Source organism: Luteibacter sp., assembly GCF_051958795.1.
Classification (GTDB): domain Bacteria; phylum Pseudomonadota; class Gammaproteobacteria; order Xanthomonadales; family Rhodanobacteraceae; genus Luteibacter.
In genome coordinates this window covers 1-17,642 of sequence record NZ_JBQCFT010000372.1, presented here as the reverse complement: position 1 = coordinate 17,642, position 17,642 = coordinate 1, and the positions used below count along the sequence as shown (strand labels likewise).

Annotated in this window: 15 protein-coding genes; 9 read left to right on the top strand and 6 right to left on the bottom strand. The window is 66.2% G+C overall.

What is annotated here, in order from left to right:
• Positions 1-21: 21 nt before the first annotated feature.
• Both ACTHLF_RS19850 and ACTHLF_RS19845 read right to left on the bottom strand, forming a co-directional pair.
• The gene (locus ACTHLF_RS19850; RefSeq protein ID WP_440329739.1) at positions 22-918 is read right to left on the bottom strand and encodes an alpha/beta hydrolase; all 897 of its coding nucleotides are present in this window, start codon (positions 916-918) and stop codon (positions 22-24) included.
• Positions 915-3,086: an ATP-binding response regulator gene (locus ACTHLF_RS19845; protein ID WP_440329738.1), complete on the bottom strand. Its 2,172-nt coding sequence runs from the start codon at positions 3,084-3,086 to the stop codon at positions 915-917. The genes ACTHLF_RS19850 and ACTHLF_RS19845 overlap by 4 nt, the downstream gene beginning before the upstream one ends.
• Positions 3,087-3,774: 688 nt before the next feature.
• Between ACTHLF_RS19845 and ACTHLF_RS19840 the strand changes: the two genes are divergently transcribed.
• Positions 3,775-6,801 carry a TonB-dependent receptor gene (locus ACTHLF_RS19840; protein WP_440329736.1) on the top strand — a complete coding sequence of 1,009 codons (3,027 nt, stop codon included), beginning with the start codon at positions 3,775-3,777 and terminating at the stop codon, positions 6,799-6,801.
• A 96-nt stretch (positions 6,802-6,897) separates the two neighbouring features.
• On the opposite strand, the gene ACTHLF_RS19835 is transcribed toward ACTHLF_RS19840, so the two are convergent.
• Positions 6,898-7,287, bottom strand: a complete 390-nt coding sequence (locus tag ACTHLF_RS19835; protein WP_440329734.1) for a hypothetical protein — start codon at positions 7,285-7,287, stop codon at positions 6,898-6,900.
• A 325-nt stretch (positions 7,288-7,612) separates the two neighbouring features.
• Between ACTHLF_RS19835 and ACTHLF_RS19830 the strand changes: the two genes are divergently transcribed.
• Complete coding sequence (locus ACTHLF_RS19830) at positions 7,613-8,389, top strand: ferredoxin--NADP reductase (RefSeq protein ID WP_440329732.1); 777 nt, start codon at positions 7,613-7,615, stop codon at positions 8,387-8,389.
• 115 nt (positions 8,390-8,504) lie between these two features.
• Here the strand turns inward: ACTHLF_RS19830 and ACTHLF_RS19825 are convergent, their stop codons facing one another.
• A complete protein-coding gene (locus ACTHLF_RS19825; protein ID WP_440329762.1) occupies positions 8,505-9,155 on the bottom strand; it encodes a serine/threonine protein kinase in 651 nt (216 codons plus the stop codon).
• Positions 9,156-9,250: 95 nt separating this feature from the next.
• On the opposite strand from ACTHLF_RS19825, the gene ACTHLF_RS19820 reads away from it, so the two are divergent.
• The 3 genes from ACTHLF_RS19820 to ACTHLF_RS19810 all read left to right on the top strand — a co-directional run bounded on the left by ACTHLF_RS19820 (position 9,251) and on the right by ACTHLF_RS19810 (position 12,341).
• A complete protein-coding gene (locus tag ACTHLF_RS19820; RefSeq protein WP_440329730.1) occupies positions 9,251-10,021 on the top strand; it encodes a DUF3298 domain-containing protein in 771 nt (256 codons plus the stop codon).
• Entirely contained in the window at positions 10,021-10,503 is a 483-nt protein-coding gene (locus ACTHLF_RS19815; protein WP_440329728.1) for a DUF456 domain-containing protein, read from the top strand. The genes ACTHLF_RS19820 and ACTHLF_RS19815 overlap by 1 nt, the downstream gene beginning before the upstream one ends.
• Positions 10,504-10,574: 71 nt before the next feature.
• Entirely contained in the window at positions 10,575-12,341 is a 1,767-nt protein-coding gene (locus ACTHLF_RS19810) for a DUF885 domain-containing protein (protein ID WP_440329726.1), read from the top strand.
• A gap of 123 nt (positions 12,342-12,464) precedes the next feature.
• Here the strand turns inward: ACTHLF_RS19810 and trhA are convergent, their stop codons facing one another.
• The gene (gene trhA / locus ACTHLF_RS19805) at positions 12,465-13,136 is read right to left on the bottom strand and encodes a PAQR family membrane homeostasis protein TrhA (protein ID WP_440329725.1); all 672 of its coding nucleotides are present in this window, start codon (positions 13,134-13,136) and stop codon (positions 12,465-12,467) included.
• A 35-nt stretch (positions 13,137-13,171) separates the two neighbouring features.
• Between trhA and ACTHLF_RS19800 the strand changes: the two genes are divergently transcribed.
• Positions 13,172-14,071 carry a universal stress protein gene (locus ACTHLF_RS19800; RefSeq protein ID WP_440329723.1) on the top strand — a complete coding sequence of 300 codons (900 nt, stop codon included), beginning with the start codon at positions 13,172-13,174 and terminating at the stop codon, positions 14,069-14,071.
• Between the two features lie 318 nt (positions 14,072-14,389).
• On the top strand, positions 14,390-15,049 hold the full coding sequence (locus ACTHLF_RS19795; protein WP_440329722.1) for an energy transducer TonB: 660 nt from the start codon (positions 14,390-14,392) through the stop codon (positions 15,047-15,049).
• 109 nt (positions 15,050-15,158) lie between these two features.
• On the opposite strand, the gene ACTHLF_RS19790 is transcribed toward ACTHLF_RS19795, so the two are convergent.
• On the bottom strand, positions 15,159-15,449 hold the full coding sequence (locus ACTHLF_RS19790; protein ID WP_440329721.1) for a hypothetical protein: 291 nt from the start codon (positions 15,447-15,449) through the stop codon (positions 15,159-15,161).
• Between the two features lie 159 nt (positions 15,450-15,608).
• Here ACTHLF_RS19790 and ACTHLF_RS19785 point away from each other — a divergent pair, with 159 nt between their 5' ends.
• Both ACTHLF_RS19785 and ACTHLF_RS19780 read left to right on the top strand, forming a co-directional pair.
• A complete protein-coding gene (locus ACTHLF_RS19785; RefSeq protein WP_440329719.1) occupies positions 15,609-16,187 on the top strand; it encodes a cysteine dioxygenase in 579 nt (192 codons plus the stop codon).
• A 47-nt stretch (positions 16,188-16,234) separates the two neighbouring features.
• Positions 16,235-17,608, top strand: a complete 1,374-nt coding sequence (locus ACTHLF_RS19780; protein WP_440329717.1) for an FAD/NAD(P)-binding protein — start codon at positions 16,235-16,237, stop codon at positions 17,606-17,608.
• The last annotated feature ends 34 nt before the right edge of the window (positions 17,609-17,642 follow it).

The window sequence follows — 17,642 nt, the reverse complement described above, 5'->3', positions numbered from 1 at the left end:
TCCAGGGTGCAACGATAGCGGTTACGTGAGGCCGAGTCGCTTCGACCTATGGCCGATGGGTGCTTCGCCCAGCCCATGCATGGCAAGAAAGCCCAGCGCGTCGGCCAGTACGCGGCCGGCCGCGGGGGAGCGGTTGGGGTTGGCCAGCACATGGGCCGCATGGTCGTAGGCGATGAATTGCCGCGCGGAGGCCGGCGTCCCCAGCCAGGTGAACGCTTCGCGCATGGCCGCGACCGAGGTCAGCGTATCGCTATCGCCCGCACCACCATCCCAGGCGCCGACAAGGACGGGGCAAGCCACCTTCGCAAGATGCTCTGGCTGCATGCGTTCGACGAACAGGCGGGCGATCGCGCGGTACGCATCCGAGTGCACCACCGACGACCAGTACTGCCGCTGATAAGCGCTGCGATCGCCGGGCGGGATCACCGGCCCTTCCAGCAGCGTCGCGGCACGCAGTTGTTCCTCGTCGAAAACGCGGATGCCCGGCGACCAGGCGATGAGGGCCGCGACCTTGTCCGGATGCTCCGCCGCCAGGTCCAGCGCCAGCGAGCCGCCCATGGAGGTAGCGACGAGCACGACGCGCTCGCCGAGTTCCAGGCCGATCCGGAGCGCGGCATCCGCATCGTCACGCCACGCCTGCGGTGAAGCACCGGCCATGGCCATCGGTGCGTCGGTGCCGTGGTCGTGCAGGCGGTTGGCGTACAGGTGCGCGCCGCATGCGGAGGCCAGCGCGCGGTGCGCCGGGTCGCCCTCGGCCTGGCTCGCGGTGAAGCCATGCACGTAGACGACGGCAAGGGGCTGCCGCTCGTGCGGAACGCCGTCGGCGAACACGATGCGCGCCTCGTTGTCGGGCTTGAGGCACGGCGTGGCCAGCTCGCGCCGGGCGATGTCCTGCGCCAGCGCGTCCAGCGACGTCATGCGGCCGAATCCGCCGGCGCGCCCGCCTGGCGTCGCTGCAAGGTGACGTAATGCCCGACGGAGCGGCACAGGGCATCGAGTTCGGACACAGCCGGATACATATCGCCGCCCGCGTCGATCAGCACGCCCAGGTCATCGCAGACGCGGCCTGCACCGGGCACGCCGAGGTTACCGAGGACGTTGCGCAACGCGTGCAGCGATTCCGATGCCGCCGCGATGTCGCCACCGAGCATCGCCTCGCGCAACGCATCAACATGCCCGTCGGACGCCTCGGAACACAGGTCGAGGAAGCTGGCGAATTCCGCCGGGCTCGCCAGGGCTCGCATTTCATCGAGCGGTGTCGTGTGGCCCACGCGTGGTTCGATACCGGGCAGTTCCGGCTGCCATGCCTTCGCTGCAGTCGCCAGCGAGCGCTCGGCGGCAATGGCTTCGATGATATCGAGCAGGCGCTGCGCAGCGATGGGCTTGGTCAGGTAGGCGCGCGCGCCGGCCTTGAACGCGATGCGCACCGCATCCTGGCTGGAGTCGGCACTCAGCATCACGATGGGCGGCACGGCCTGCGTGCGCCGCAAAACCTCAATCCGGCCCAGCACGTCCCAGCCCGAGCTACCCGGCATGTGCAGGTCCATGAAAATCAGATCGAACGCACTGTGCTCCAGGCTCGCCAGCGCCTCGTCGCCGCTGGCGCTGAAGACGCACCGGTGCCCTGCGCGTTCGAGGATACGGCCGACGATCTCGCGGTTCGAAGCGTTGTCGTCGACCACGAGGCAGGTCTGCGGCGTGACGCGCGTCCGGTGCGCATCGAGCAGTTCCACCAGTGGCACGTCGGCCATGCTCCTTGCACCGTGCGCCGCGCGCGGCATGGGGAAGCGCCACGTAAACACCGAACCGCCCATCGGGTTGTCGTTCACCTCGAGGTGGCCGTTCATCTGCCCGGAGACATTGCGCACGATGTAGAGCCCGAGGCCCACGCCTTCCTGGCGCCGGCTCTCACCCACGCTCACCTGCTGGAACGGATCGAAGATCCGCTGCTTGTCGGTATCGGCGATGCCGATGCCCGTATCCGTCACCGTGCAGGTGATGATCGGATCGCGGCCACCGACGCCCTCGGTCAGCTCCACGCGGACATCCACGCTCCCGCCCGGGGGCGTGAACTTCAGCGCGTTCGAGGCCAGGTTGGAAAGCACCTGCTCGATACGGCCCGGATCGCCCATGAAGACGCCTTCCACCGACGCATCGCGCGAGACGCTGAAGCCGATCCGCTTCTCGGCCGCCGAAGGACGGCAGACCGCGCCCACCGTGGCGAGCACCTCGTCGAAGGCGAACGCGTGCTGTCGCAGGGTGAAGCTGCCCCCGGCGAACGACGCGACGTCGAGCACGGCGTTCACACGGTGGAGCAGCGCGTTCGCGCTGGTCGAAAGCAGGGCGACCAGCCGGCGCTGGTCATCGTTGAGGAGCGTGGTGTGGATGAGCGATGCAGCGTGGATCACCGTGCTGAGCGGCGTGCGCATCTCATGGCTCATCATCGAGATGAACCGGTGCTGCGCTTCGCGCGAGGCGATCGCTTCGGCGGAGACCTCGCGCAGCGCATCGATCATGCGATAGAGGGTCATCGGCAGCACGACGGTCAGGGCAAGCGCGTACAGCGCATACGCGGGCCGACCGATCCAGTAGCCGTCGGGAGCGGCCACGGCGAGTATCGCCACCGAGGCCACGACGCTCGCGGCGAAGGCGCGCCGGCTATAACGCATGCCGACGGCGACGGAGAGGAACGGGAGCACGGCGGTGACCGTGATGACGAGCATGAAGCCCGCCTTCAGCAACAGGGCGGCCATGGCGAAATTCGCGACCTGCCCCACCGCGTCGAGCCGGTCGGTCTCCTTCAGCCAGCCGGCCCGGAGGAACAGCATCCAGAAGGTGCTCACGACGAACAGCGTCAGGGCCAGGGGAAATGCCGTGTGCGATTCGTGCGCCATGGGCACGGGGCCGTGCAGCCATGCGGCGGTCCATACCACGATGAAGCCGAGCAGGACGGTACGCACGAGCGATACGTGATGCTCGCGGAAGCTCGCCACGATGCGGTCGATGCGCGGATTGCGCAGCCGCGCGGCGACCTCGCTGAGCATCACCGGTCCGGCACGTTTGCCGCTACCGCGATCGATCTTCATGCCAGCCCTGCTTCCACCACGTCCCCCGATACCCGCCTAGTCTATGTTCTGCGCCGAGGCTGGCAAGTGGCCCGTTGCGCGGGCTTTCGAACAGGCGGCCCCCAGCTTGCAGAACCTTGCGTGTTGTTTCGACCCTGCCCTCATCGCCCTCGCCGGCGCCTTTCGTATCCATGCCTGGTTCACCGGCATGCTGGAACGCACCTGTTTTTCGCAGAATCCGGCGGCTAGTTTTTGATTATACCCGGATCATAAGCGGCCAATCGCAGCAAGAATGAGATTTCGCACGATCCAAATTGAGCCGTTCTGGGTCATTCGGTGGCGCTCCGCAGCTTCGTTCGAAATATTCTTTCGGCTTTTTCTGGGTACTTGCGTAATCGTTTTCATGGCGCGGACGACAGGCCATGAAAGTGCACAAATACCCATAGTTACCTAATTTTCTGCTGCAATGCCGCATTTCATTCGGACGGCTAAACGGCCAGGCGCATGTACCCTTTCGATGCTGGACATCCCCGCTGGGCTGCTGTACACCTTCCCGGGCAATCCATTTGGATCGAGGCAAATGGATTATTTGCGACGGAGCGCGGGGAGGGGCTCTTCATAGCTCCGGCAAACGAAAGCGGCGGGCACGTACCCGCGGCTACGGCCCCGTGTTGCCGTTTGTTTTCGGCATTGACCATTCGGGGAAGGCATGAAGTACCAGTTTCTGAATCGCAGGACCGCACTGGCCATCGCCATGGCCACCTGTCTGGGTGGCGTCGGCACCGCTTACGCGCAGTCGACCACCGGTAACCTCAACGGCTCCGTGCCGGCCAACGGCAAGCAGTCCGTCGTGGTCGAGAGCACCACGGGCTTCCGCCGCGAGACCGCCGTCGATGACCGCGGCCACTACTCGCTGACCCAGCTGCCGCTCGGCACTTACACCGTCACGCTCATGCGCGATGGCGCGCCGGTGGATTCGCGCAAGAACGTCCAGCTGCGCGTCAACGCCAGCACCGACGTCTCCTTCGCCGCGGCTGCCCCCGCCACGTCCGCCGACGCGACCTCGCTGAGCGGCGTCACCGTCACGGGTACCGCGCTGCCGCCGATCGACGTGACCTCCGTCGACTCGCGCACCGTGATCACCTCCGAACAGCTCGCCAAGCTGCCGCTCGGCCGCAATGCCGAAGCCGTGGCGCGCCTGGCACCGGGCGTCGTGAACAACGGCGGTGGCTTCACCAGCGACACCGGCCGTCCGCTCGCCAGCTTCGGCGGCGCGGCGTCCAACGAGAACGCGTATTACGTCAACGGTTTCAACACCACCGATCCGCTCAACGCGGCCGGCGGCCTGCAGCTGCCGTACGGTGCGATCGACCAGCAGGAAATCTACACCGGCGGTTACAGCGCCAAGTACGGCCGTTCCGACGGCGGCGTGATCAACCAGGTCGGTAAGCGCGGCACGAACGAATGGCACTTCGGCGCGCAGATCCTGTGGGAGCCGAACTGGGCACGCGCATCGGGCCCGAACATCCACTACACGAACACCCCGGCCTCCGCGCCCGCGGGCGACCTGTACCAGCCGAAGAGCCAGTCGGATAAGTGGACCACCACGGTCAGCGCTTACGCCGGCGGCCCGCTGATCAAGGACAAGCTGTTCTTCTTCCTGGCCACCGAGTTCGAGAAGACCGGCACGCGCGACGTGAATGCCGTCGACAGCAGCACGCCGGCCCAGACCAAGACCTACGAGAACCCGCGCTGGTACGCCAAGCTCGACTGGAACATCAACGACAACAATATCCTTGAGTTCACGGATGTCGGCGACAAGCGTTCGGCCAGCGGTACGCGCTACGGCTACAACTACGTCGACATGGTTCGCACCAACACCATCGGTCCGCTCAACGACACCAAGGTCGGCGGCGACTTCTGGAACGCGAAGTACACCGGCTACATCACCGATAACCTGACCATCAGCGCCCAGTACGGCAAGATGTCGGTGAAGAACTATGACCAGGCGGGCAACTACGATCCGACCCTGGCGCGCGTCGACGGTTCGGGCAACCAGAACCCCGCGCTCAATGGTGGCAGCGCGATCAAGAATACCCAGGTTGGCGATATCAGCTCGCCGGGCCGCGGCAACAAGTCGAACAACCTCCGCTTCGACGTGCAGTATGTCGCTGGCGACCACACACTTTCGGCGGGTATCGACAACGTCAAGTCGCAGGTCCTCGATTTCGGCACCTTCAGCCCGGGCCCGGGCTACTCCTGGAACTATGGTGTGCAGAAGGATCCCAACGAGGCCATCGACAACACCCCGGGGCGCAACTTCGTGCCGGCGCCAGGCCTGTTCCCGAACGGCCAGGGCGGCTACTGGGTGAGCAAGAACGTCGTCTACAACCTGGTCAACGTGCGTTCCGACCAGAAAGCGCAGTACATCGAGGACAAGTGGCAGGTCAGCGACCGCTGGCTCGTCTCGGTCGGCCTGCGTAATGACCAGTTCACCGACTACAACCAGTTCAGCCAGCCGTTCATCAAGCAGACCCGTCCGCAGTGGGCCCCGCGCCTGGGCGCCACGTGGGACGTGAATGGTGATGGTTCGTTCAAGCTGTACGCCAACGCCGGCCGTTACTACCTCGGCCTGCCGCTGAACCCGGCGACGGGTGCGGCCGCCGGTTACACCGCGACCCAGCAGTTCTACACCTACTCGGGCATCGCCGCCGACGGCACGCCGACCGGCCTGACCCAGATGAGCGGTGTCGTATCGGGTAACAACTCGTACGGTATCCCGCCTGACCCGCGCACCGTCGCCGGCAAGAACCTTAAGGCCGAGAACCAGGATGAATACATCCTTGGCTTCGACAAGACCTTCGGTGACAACTGGACCTACGGCTCGAAGCTGACCTACCGCAAGCTCAACACGGTCATCGACGACTTCTGCGATATCGACCTCGTCACGAACAAGGCCATCGCTGAAGGCCACACGGTCGGCTCGACCAACAGCTGCTACCTGGTCAACGGTGGCCACGGCAACACGTTCACCCTGCTCGACCCGGCAGGCAACCCGTTCACTGTCGACCTGTCGCGCAAGGAAATGGGCATGCCCGCCACGCGCCGCAAGTACTACAGCGTCGAGCTTTACGCCGAGCACCAGTTCGATGGCACGTGGTACGGCAAGTTCGATTACGTGTATTCGCGCTCGTACGGCAACACCGAGGGCCAGTCGCGTACGGATTCCCGCCAGAACGGCGCCGCCGGCAGCATGGACTGGGATAACAGCTATGTCATGAACTACGCCAACGGCCCGCTGGGTAACGACCACCCGCATGTGTTCAAGGCGTACGGTTTCTGGCAGTTCGCACCGGAATGGCAGCTGTCGAGCAACTTCCAGATCGCCTCGGGCGCCCCGGAAGTCTGCCTCGGCTACTACGGCCCGGGCCAGACCGACCCGGCGCATTACGGCTCCGCTTACCACTGGTGCGATGGCCAGCCGTCGCCCCCGGGTGACAAGGGCCGCCTGCCGTGGACCTACCAGTGGGACCTGGGCCTGACCTACCGCCCGACCTGGGGTGGCGACCGCCTGGCGTTCTCGGCCAACGTGTTCAACGTGACCAACCAGCAGCGTGCGATCTTCCGTTATCCGACCGAGTGGCAGTCGCGCGGTACGCCGCACCCGTACTACCGCGCTCCGCTGATTACGCAGGATCCGCGTTACGCCCGCCTGTCGGTCTCGTACGACTTCTAAAACCGCTTCATCCGATCCCTGTGTGACGCTTGCGCCCGCCTCCCGGTTCCAGCACCTCCCCTGCTGGCTCCGGGAGGATAGGGCGCTCTTTTTTTGTCAGGCTTCGCCGGACGCGGCGACGACCATTTCGATGTAGCCGAGGATCTCAGCCACCTGGATGTCGAAGACGCCCGCGTCGCCGTTGTCGTACGCCTGGCGCCAGACCGCGTAGCCATCGCGCCAGGTCTCGTCATCATCGCCAGCCCCGTCCGGTTCGAGCAGGCTGTTATCCAGGGTCGCCCGCGCGACCGCCGCGTGGTGCATGGCGGGCTGCAGGCCTCCCGGCACCTTGTGGTTGCGCAGCTTCACGCCAAGGATCGAGATGTGGAAAACCTCCCCGTCCTCCGGCTCGACGTCCTTCTTGCGGATGACGACCCGCGAGGACTCCTCGCCCGGGCGGGTGCGATAGGTCCAGGCCGGGCCCGGGGTGTATTCGGGTCGTGTCATGGGGGGACATCCTTGGAAGGGAATGGTGGATCTTAGACCACCCCGAGACGCCTGTAAGACGCCCTGTGGGAGCGTGCTTGCACGCGATGGGGTCCGCGGCGCCGCCCATCGCGCGCAAGCGCGCTCCCACGAGGCCTCCCGCTCGCCTCCGGCGGGAATCCCCGGGATGCCGTATCCTTATACGCCTGAGCCCGCACCCACCCCACGGGGAGCGGCGCCACGCGCCAGGCAGCGCGGCCTACGGGTCGCTTCCCCAGCTGATCCAACGGCTTGCCGCGCGGGGCGCGGTGGCTTCGTCCCTATTTGTTCAGAGGCAACGCACACCATGGTGGCACTGGCGACCGAGCACGTCATCGACGTACATCACTGGAACGATTCGCTTTTCAGCTTCCGCACCACGCGCGATCCGGGTTTCCGCTTCGAAAGCGGTCACTTCGTCATGATCGGCCTGGAAGTGGATGGCCGCCCGCTCATGCGCGCCTATTCCATCGCCAGCGCGCACTACGAGGAACACCTGGAGTTCTTCAGCATCAAGGTCCAGGACGGCCCGCTGACCTCGCGCCTGCAGCACCTGAAGCCGGGCGACCCGGTCATCGTGAGCCGCAAGCCCACCGGTACCCTGGTGCTCAACGACCTGAAGCCGGGGAAGCGGCTTTACCTGCTCGGCACGGGCACGGGCCTGGCGCCGTTCCTGTCGATCATCCGCGACCCGGAGACCTACGAGCGCTTCGACAAGATCGTGCTCGCCCACGGCGTCCGCCACGTCAACGACCTCGCTTACTCGGATTACATCGAGAAGGAACTGCCGGCGCACGAGTACCTGGGCGACCTGGTCCGCGAGAAGCTCATCTACTACCCGACGGTTACGCGTGAGGAATTTCGCAACCGTGGCCGTATCACCGACGCCATCGCCGACGGCGAAATGGCCCGCGTGACCGGCCTGCCCCAGCTCAATCCGGCCGAAGACCGCGTGATGCTCTGCGGCAGCCCCTCGATGCTCGACGACATCTGCGTCCTGCTCGATGGCGAAGGCTTCCAGGCCTCCCCACGCACCCGCGAGCCGGGTGATTACGTGATCGAACGGGCCTTCGTAGAGAAGTAAGCCGCGATGGCTTGGTAGGAGCCCACCCTGTGGGCGACGCCGTTCGTAGCGATGCCGCACGACCTGTGTTTCTCCAGCGAAAGATTTCGCCCACAGGGTTGGCTCCTGCGACAGGTTATTTCCGGATTCGGCCTTGGCCTTCGTTATCCCAATAGCCAAACACCCGCCGGGCGATCAGCTTGTACAGCCGCTTGCCTGTGGCCCGCCACAGGCGGGAATGCGGCGCGGGCTGGTCGAGGATGCTGCGCTGCCTCACCGAGAGCCGATGCGCCGCATAAGTGCGCTTGTGCTTCAGCAGGTGGCGCAGGTCCTCCCGCGCCAGCACGCGGAATAGCGCGCCACACCGCCCACGCGTCCACGCGATCTGGAAATCGACCAGGCCCGGCGTGCCGTCTTCGCGCACCAGCCAGTTCGGTTCCTTCGCCAGGTCGTTATGCACGATGCCGCGGCGGTGCAGCACGGCTAGCAGGCGCAGTGCATCGCGGTAATAGGCCGGATCCAGCGGACGCCCTACCTGCATCGGCTCACCCGCCATGTAGCTGCGCTCGAGCACCCGGCCGTTCCACGCCAGCAGCCGCGGCACGCCATCCACGCCCTCCAGCCGGGCGAGCGCTCGCGCCTCGCGCGCCGCCGCACGCCGGGCGAACCAGCGCGCCCACCAGCGCGCGGCCGCGATATCGCGGCGGATCAGCAGGACGCCATCGCGCTCCACGCGTTCGATGCGGCCAAGTTCATCGGCCTTGAGCAGGGTGACGGTTTCCGTCATCGCGTTCTGCACGCTGTTCCTTCGTTACGTTGACGCTCTCTGCGCCATGCGGTGTCTACGCTAAGATGCGAGCCTCGCAGGGAGAGAATGCCGAAATGCTGGTGCGACACATCCTGTCGCTGGTCATCGCCACCGCCGGGCTCGCCGCCTGTCGCGACGGCGCCGACCGGACGAACGGCGGACAAACGCCACCGCCGCCGCAGGCGAGTGCCGACAAGGATAACCGTTCCGGCCAGGATGGCCTCTACACCATGGAGCTTTCGCTCCCGACCCTGCCGGCGAAGGCGGGCCCGCTGCGCCATGCCATCGATCGCTATGTCGATGGGCAGAAGCGCGCCTTCCTGGATAGCCTGGATGCCCCTGGTGCCCGCTCGCGTGCGCGGGAGATTCCGTGGGACCTGAACCTGGATATCGCGATTTCCGCCCGTACCGACCGCTTCATCAATGTGCAGGTGGATGGCCAGGCATTCACGGGCGGCGCCCACCCGGCGCCGATCGTCGATAGCTTCACCTTTGACAAGGAAGCCGACCGGGTCGTCGGGATCCGCGAACTATTCGCCGACCCGGACGCCGCCGAACACGTCTTCGCCTCGGAGGCGCGCCGCCAGCTGATCACCCAGCTCGATGACCAGGACGAGCCGCTGGCATCCGACACGCGGCTCATCGAGGAAGGCACCGCACCAGGCAAGGACCACTACCGCGTTTTCAGCCTCCTGACAGGACCTGACGACAAGGTGCACGGCCTCACCTTCATCTTCCCGCCCTACCAGGTGGCCGCCTACGTGGCCGGGCCGCAGGCGGTGGACGTGCCCAGCGATGCGTTCGTGGCCCTGCTCAAGCCGGAATACCGCGAGGCGTTCCGTTGATGGAGTTTGGCCTGTACCTGCTTTCCGCACTGCTGATCGTAGGCGGCATCGCCGGTGCGATCCTCCCCGTGCTCCCCGGCATCCCGATGATCTTTGGCGGCATCTGGCTCGCGGCCGCCGTCGATGAATACCACCACCTTGGCTGGGGCTGGCTTATCGCCATCGGCATCGTCGGCGCCGTCGGCGTCGCGCTCGATTTCGTTTCCGCCTCGCTCGGGGCGAAGAAGCTCGGAGCCACGCCCCGCGCCCTGTGGGGTGCGGGGATCGGGACAACGGTGGGCATGTTCTTCGGCATCCCCGGTCTCATCATCGGGCCGTTCGCGGGCGCCGTGGTGGGCGAGCTGAGTTCCGGCAAGAGCATCCTCCGTTCGGCCCATGTCGGGGTCAGCACCTGGGTAGGCATGCTCGTCGGCATGCTGGCGAAGGTAGTCATCTCGTTCCTCATGCTGGGCATGGCGGGCGTGGCGCTGCTGCTCGCCTGACCCATCCGGTGGCACATGGCGGGCCCACCGGGTCCCGGCTAGTCTCCGGACACTCACCCGGGGAGAAGCCCATGTTCCGACGCCTGACCCTTGCCGCCGCGATCACGTTCGCGGTTGGCAGCCTGCACGCCGAAGCGGCCCAGCCGGCCTGGATCGCACGCAGCAACGCCGACGCCCAGCTGCTGCTGGACCTCACGGCCAAGTTCAGCCCCGAATCGGCGACCGATATCGGCGTGAAGGGCTACGACGAGAAGACGGCCGACCTCGGCCCCGACGTGGACAAGCGCCAGCGTGCCGCGCTGGTCGAGGTGCGCGGGAAACTGCAGAAGCGCCTGGCCGAGGAAAAGGATCCCAACGTCCACCAGGACCTGCAGATCCTCATCAAGCAGATCGATGGCAACATCAAGGGCATCGACCTCAACGACAAGTACATGCTGCCGTGGTTCGACGCCGGGCAGATGATCTTCAGCGGCGAGTTCTCGCTGCTGAACGCGGAGAGCACGCCCGAGCAGAACAAGGCCGCACTTGGGCGCCTGAACTGCTACGTGGGCCTGACGAAGGGCTGCACGCCGCTGGTCGACGAGGCGAAGGCGCGCACCACGGAAAAGCTGGGTGACAAGAAGCTGCTCGGCCCGGTCAAGGCCGATGTCGAACAGAAACTGGGCAACACCCAGCGCTATGTCGATGGCATCCGCAAGCTCTTCGCCGAGAAGAAGATAAGCGGCACGGACGCGGCGATGGCCGCGCTCGACAAGCAGTTGAAGGATTACAACGCCTGGGTGCAGAAGACCGTGGTGCCACGCGCACGCACCGATTTCCGCCTGCCCGAGGCGATGTACGCCTATAACCTCGAGCAGGTCGGCCTCGATATCGCGCCGCGTGATCTCATCGACCGCGCCGAGCTCGAGTTCATGGAAACCTCGTACGCGCTGCAGCAGCTCGCGCCTGTCGTGGCAAAGGCCGAAGGGCTGCCCGATGGCGACTACCGCGATGTGCTGAAAGCGCTGAAGAAGAAGCAGCTGGCCAAGGACCAGGTCGTGCCGACCTACCACACGGTGATTGGCAAGATCGAAGATACGATCCGCAAGCAGCGCATCGTTGAACTGCCCAAGCGTGAGCTCGCGATGCGCCTGGCTTCGGAAGCGGAGAACGCGCGTACGCCGGCGCCGCACATGGATCCACCGCCCTTCATCAACAACACCGGGCAGCGCGGCACGTTCGTGCTGACGACGGGTAATCCCCCGGCGAACGGCGATGCCTCGCAGATGTACGACGACTTCACCTTCGAAGCCGCCGCATGGACGCTCACCGCCCATGAAGGCCGCCCGGGCCACGAGCTGCAGTTCGCCGCCATGGTGGAACAAGGCGTATCGCTGACCCGCAGCCTGTTCGCCTTCAACAGCGTGAACGTGGAAGGCTGGGCGCTATATGCGGAAGCCGAGATGGTGCCGTACGAGCCGCCGGCGGGCCAGTTCATCGCCCTGCAGTTCCGCCTGCTGCGTGCCGCGCGTGCGTTCCTCGATCCGATGTTGAACCTGGGCCTTGTCACGCGCGAGCGCGCCCACGACATCCTCGTGCATGACGTCGGCCTCTCCGAACCGATGGCTCGCCAGGAACTCGATCGCTACACGCTCAACTCGCCGGGCCAGGCGACGGCTTATTTCTACGGTTACTCGCGCATCCTGCAGCTGCGCGCGGAAACCCAGGTGCAGCTTGGCGACAAGTTCGACCGCAAGGCCTTCAATGATTTCCTGATCGCACAGGGCCTGCTGCCACCCGACCTGCTGGCCGAAGCGGTACGCACCCGCTTTATCCCGGACCAGCAGAAAAAGAAGTGACCGGTAGGAGCCCACCCTGTGGGCGACATCTTGTGGGAGTGAGCTTGCGAACGATGCTCTTTCGCGGCGCCATCGCTCGCAAGCTCGCTCCCACAACCCACAGGGTGGGCTCCTACAACTGCCTTAGCGGCCGGCGTCGGGGATGACGTAGAGCAGGATCGCCAGGTAGTGCAACACACTGCCCGCCAGCACGAAGAGATGCCAGATCGCGTGGCCGTACGGCAGGCGGCGTGCGACGTAGAACGGAACGCCGGCGGTGTAAGCCACGCCGCCGGCGAACAGCAACACGAGCCCGCCCGTCTGGACGTTCTCGCGCAGCGGCTCGATCGCGACGATCGCCACCCAGCCCATCAGCACGTACATCACCACGGCCGCCTTGCGGTACCGCTTGAGCAGGCCGAGCTCGGCGGCGCTGCCCAGCAGGGCCAGGCCCCAGATCGTGCCGAACAGTCCCCAGCCCCACGCGCCCGGCAAGGCCAGCAGCGTGAACGGCGTATAGGTTCCGGCGATCAGCAGGAAGATCGCGATGTGATCCAGCGTGCGGAACACGCGCTTCGCCACGCCGCCCGGGATGGAGTGATACAGGGTGGAGGCGGTGTAGAGCAGGATCAGCGTCGCGCCGAACACCGAACTCGCGACCACCGCACGCGTCCCACCGCCATACAGGGCCGAAAACGCCACCAGGATCGCCAGCCCCGCGATGCTCAGGACAATGCCCAGGCCGTGGATCACGCTGCTCGCCAGCTCTTCGCCAAAGCCGTAGCGCGGGTGGGCGCTTTCGAGGGTCATGGTCATTCCGCGGTGCACAAAGTGGTCTCCGAGGGTAACCCATGCCACGCCCCGATGCGAAACGTTCGCAACGGGGACTTGCCTCGCGCCACCAGCCGGTGTTCCATGCGGGCATGACCCTCGAACTCCTCCTCAACGTTCCGCGCCTGCCCCTGCAGGGTGCCGGCCTCCGCGCCGCCCTGGCCATGGCCTCGCGCATCGGTGCCCGGCTCGATGCGCTGCATGTGGTCGATATGCCCGCGGCGGCCTTCACCGTGCCCGAGGCGGTGCCCATGCAACTCGACGCGGTGCGCCAGCGTGCCACCGAGGCGCGCGCGGTTTCCGCCGACTGGGCCGACCTGCTCGCGTCCCAGGGGCTGAAGGGCAAATGGCGCGTCGGCAACGGCGATACGGTCACCCTCCTCACCCACGCGTCGGCGGGTTATGACCTCGTGGTGATGGAACGCTCCTCGACCATGCGCGGCGATGCACCCATCGGCTTCGGCGTGGTCTCGCGGACCGTGTTCGGCGCCAGCCGTGGCGTGCTGGTCGTACCGGATACCGCCCCGGTGGAAAGCCTGGGTGGGAACGTGCTCGTGGCGTGGAGCGGCAGCCGGGAATCGGCACTTGCGGTGCGCTCGGCGTTGCCGCTGCTGCGCAAGGCCGGCACGGTGACCGTGATTGACGGCAGCCGCGACGAAGAGATCGGCACCTGCGCCCTGCCCGACACGGATATCTGCGGCTGGCTGGAAACGCACGGGGTGAAGGCCGATGTGCGCGAGCTCGACGAGGGCGCCTTGTCGGCTCCGGGTCCCGAACTGCTGAAGACCGCGCATGACGCGGGCGCGGATCTCATCGTGATGGGTGCATGGGGGCGTTCGCGGCTCTCGGAACTGGTGTTGGGTGGTACCACCCGGCACCTGTTCATGCATTCCGATATACCGATGCTTGTCGCGCATTGAGGCGTTGATCGCGCGCACGCGCGCTCCCACACGACGCCTTGGCCCGCTCGTGTGGGGGCGATCGCGCGCAAGCGCGCTCCCACAAAAAGACGTTGGCCTGCTCTTGTGGGAGCGGGCTTGCCCGCGATAGACGGCGGCATTCGGTCAGCGCTAACGGAAATAGCCGTCCAAATGAAACTATTGCAAGTTCCTTCGGACCCTGCCTAATCTGGACCCGGACCTGAACACGATCCCCGCCAGTCCCCACTGGCCGTGTTCCCGCCCACACAACACGCAACTACTACGCATCACCTTCACCCACATCGAAGGAGGTCGCTCATGTCGTTCGCTCGTCCGCAGGCCCTGTCCGGCATTCACCCGGATACCGTCCGCATCGCCGCCATGAGCGCGGCGATAGCCCTCAACGCCGCCGCGCTCATCGCCGTCATGCGGCCGATGGCCGCCCAGATCGCCACGTTCACGCCCACCCCGCCCAGCATCACGCTGATCAGCCATCCCACGCCGCCCAAACCGCTGCCGGTTCCCGACATCGAGCTGAAGCCCGTACCGAAGGCCGTGCCGAGGACCCCGGTCAAGGTGCGCGAGGTCACGCCGCCACCGCAAGCGGTCACCACCACGTCCGATGAAGGGACGATCCAGGCACCGCCGGTCGTCGAGGCACCTGTGACAGCCGCTCCCGTAGCGGAAGCCGCGCCGGTGGAAACCAACCTCGCCTACGTCTCGGCGCCCGCACCGAAATACCCGCAGCAGGCGATCCGCGGCCGCATGCAAGGGACCGTCACGTTGCGGGTGCTGGTGGACGAAGCGGGGAAGCCGCTCGACGTGGTCGTCGAAAGCAGCAGTGGCCACAAGGTGCTGGATGACGCGGCGCGCAACCAGGTCCTGGGCAGCTGGCGATTCCAGCCGGCGGTGCAGAACGGACAGCACGTGAAGGCGTGGGCGCGAATCCCGGTGACCTTCGACCTGCATTCGATCTGAATCGTAGGATCCCACCCTGTGGGCGACATCTTTCGCGATACCGCCGCAGGGCGTGTGGCCTCTTCGCGAACGGCGTCGCCCACAGGGTGGGCTCCTACGCCGGATTCCGTTACCGCGAGGCGGGCATGACCACGACATCGGGCTTGCGGCTGGCGCGGGCGATCAGCCAGACGAGGCCGACAAGGAGCGCTACCGGCAGCAGCACCGGCAACAGCGCCAGCACGACGACGGGGGCGATCGCCAGCATGAGCACGCCGCCGACCACGGCACCCACCAGGCTGGCGACGATATGGAACACGCCACCGATGATGCCGAAGACCAGCTTGAGCATGGCGCCCACCAGGGCGAAGGCAAGCCAGAAACCGGCGAAGAGGACGACGAGCGAGGTCAGGACAAGCATGGTGTGTCTCCGTGCATCGGCCGCCAGGTGGGCGGTGCACAGGTTCGATGCGGCCTCCCGGCAAAGGGTTTAAAGCGGGGGTGAAAGACCGGGGTTACGCATGTTTAACAGGTCGCATGCTCCACTGGCGCCAGTCGATTTACGGGGGCGGCCCGTTCCATGGGTAAGCGTTCTTCCATCATCAAAACCTTGCGGGACATCGCGTTCGATCATTCGGACGTGGCGGTGCCTGACCTGGCCTCCATGGGCCGGGAGCTGGGCAGCGCCCTGCATGCGCGCCACGACGAGGTCACGGCCGCCCTTGGCCCCCTGCGCGAGCGCCGGCGCGGCTTCGAGCGCTGGATGCTGGCCGAGCGGACGAAGCCGGCCGTAAGCGTGCTGGTCATGGCGTGGCCGCCCGGCTACGCCACCCCGGTGCACGACCACGGTGGTCTCTGGGGCCTGGAAGCCACGATCGCCGGCGCGCTCGAGGTTGAGTCGTTCCTCAAGGACGGCACCGATGAAACCCTGCGTAGCGTCGGCCGCACCTGGCTTGGCCCGGGCGATGCCACCTGGTTCGAAGGCGTCGAAGAGCACGCCCATCGCTGCCGCAATTTGTCGCGGCATGACACGGCGCTCACGCTTCACGTGTACGGTGGTGATCTGGCACAGTACCTCGCGTATGAGCAGCCCGGTCCCTCCGGACACTGGATCGCACGACCGAGGCAATCGATCATCGCGGGACGCCTGACGGCCTGACGGTCTCACGGCCCTCACCCCAACCCACGGGCGAAGGACCAGAACACATGTTTCAAAAAGTCGCCATCATCGGCGGTGGCGCGGCAGCGGCGACGCTGGTTAGCGAGCTCCTCGAGCGCAGGACGCCCAAGCCACTGCACCTGACCTGGTTCGCGGGTAGCGCGCAGCCAGGTCGCGGCGTCGCCTATGGCACGCCTTCCGACCGCCACCTGCTTAACGTGCGCGCCGCGTCCATGGGCATGTTCGTCAGCAAGCCCGGTGGCTTCCTCGAATACGCGCAGGCCTCCAAGCCGGAGGTCAAGGGTTCCGATTTCCTGCCCCGTCGCCTGTATGGCGACTTCCTGCAGTCGCGCGTCGATGCCGCCATGAAGAACGCAAAGGCGCTCGGCCACGATATCAACCTCATTCCGTTTTCCGCCGAGTCGCTCGTGCCCTCCAGCGAAGGTGTCACCGTCGGTTACGGCGACGAGGAAGCCCACGCGCAAGCCGCCGTGCTTGCGATTGGCTCGCTTCCGCCGCGGCCGCTGGCCGGCGTCGACGACGCGGCACTGGCGAGCGGCCGTTACGTCACCGACCCGTGGCCGTACCTTGCCGCCGCGGAAGCCGACGACCGTCCGCTGCGGGTACTCGTCATCGGCCTCGGCCTGACCGCCGTCGATGTGGTGCTCGAGCTTTCGGCGCGCTGGCCGCAGGCACGGTTTACCGCATTGTCGCGCCATGGGCATATGCCGGAACCGCACCTCGCCGCGGCCTCCGCGCCGGGTGACGATGGCAACGAACTCGCCGAGCAGATGCTCGACGACCCGAACATCCGCGGCTGGCTGCATCAGTTGCGCGACGCGGCTACCAACGCCGATGACTGGCGCACCGTGGTCGACGGCATGCGTCCGCATACGCAGGGCCTGTGGCAGGCACTGCCCGACAGTGAACGCGCGCGCTTCCTGCGCCACGCCCGCTGGGCCTGGGAACGTGCACGCCACCGCATGCCGCCGCAGGTCGACAAGAAGGTGCACGCACTGGAAGCCACCGGCAAACTCCAGCGCCTGCGCGGCCGCATGCAGTCGGTCTCGCTGCGCATGGATGGCGACCTCGACGTCGTCCGCCGCCTCACCGGGTCGGATGAAACGGTCACAGAGACCTACGACATCGTTATCCAGACGGTCGGCCTGAATACCGACACGCTGCGCACGGACCACACGCTCATGCGCCAGCTGGTCATCGACGACCTGGTGACGCCGGACCGCATGGGCCTTGGCCTCGCCGCCCAACCGGATGGACACCTGCTCGACGGCAACGGCAAGCCCCGCGGCAACCTGTTCGCCATCGGTAGCCTGCTACGCGGAACCCTGTGGGAGTCCACTGCGATCCCGGAGATCCGCAAGCAAGCGCAGGCACTCGCGAACCTGCTGGTCGCGAAATAGCCCACGACCTGTGGGAGCGCGCTTGCGCGCGATG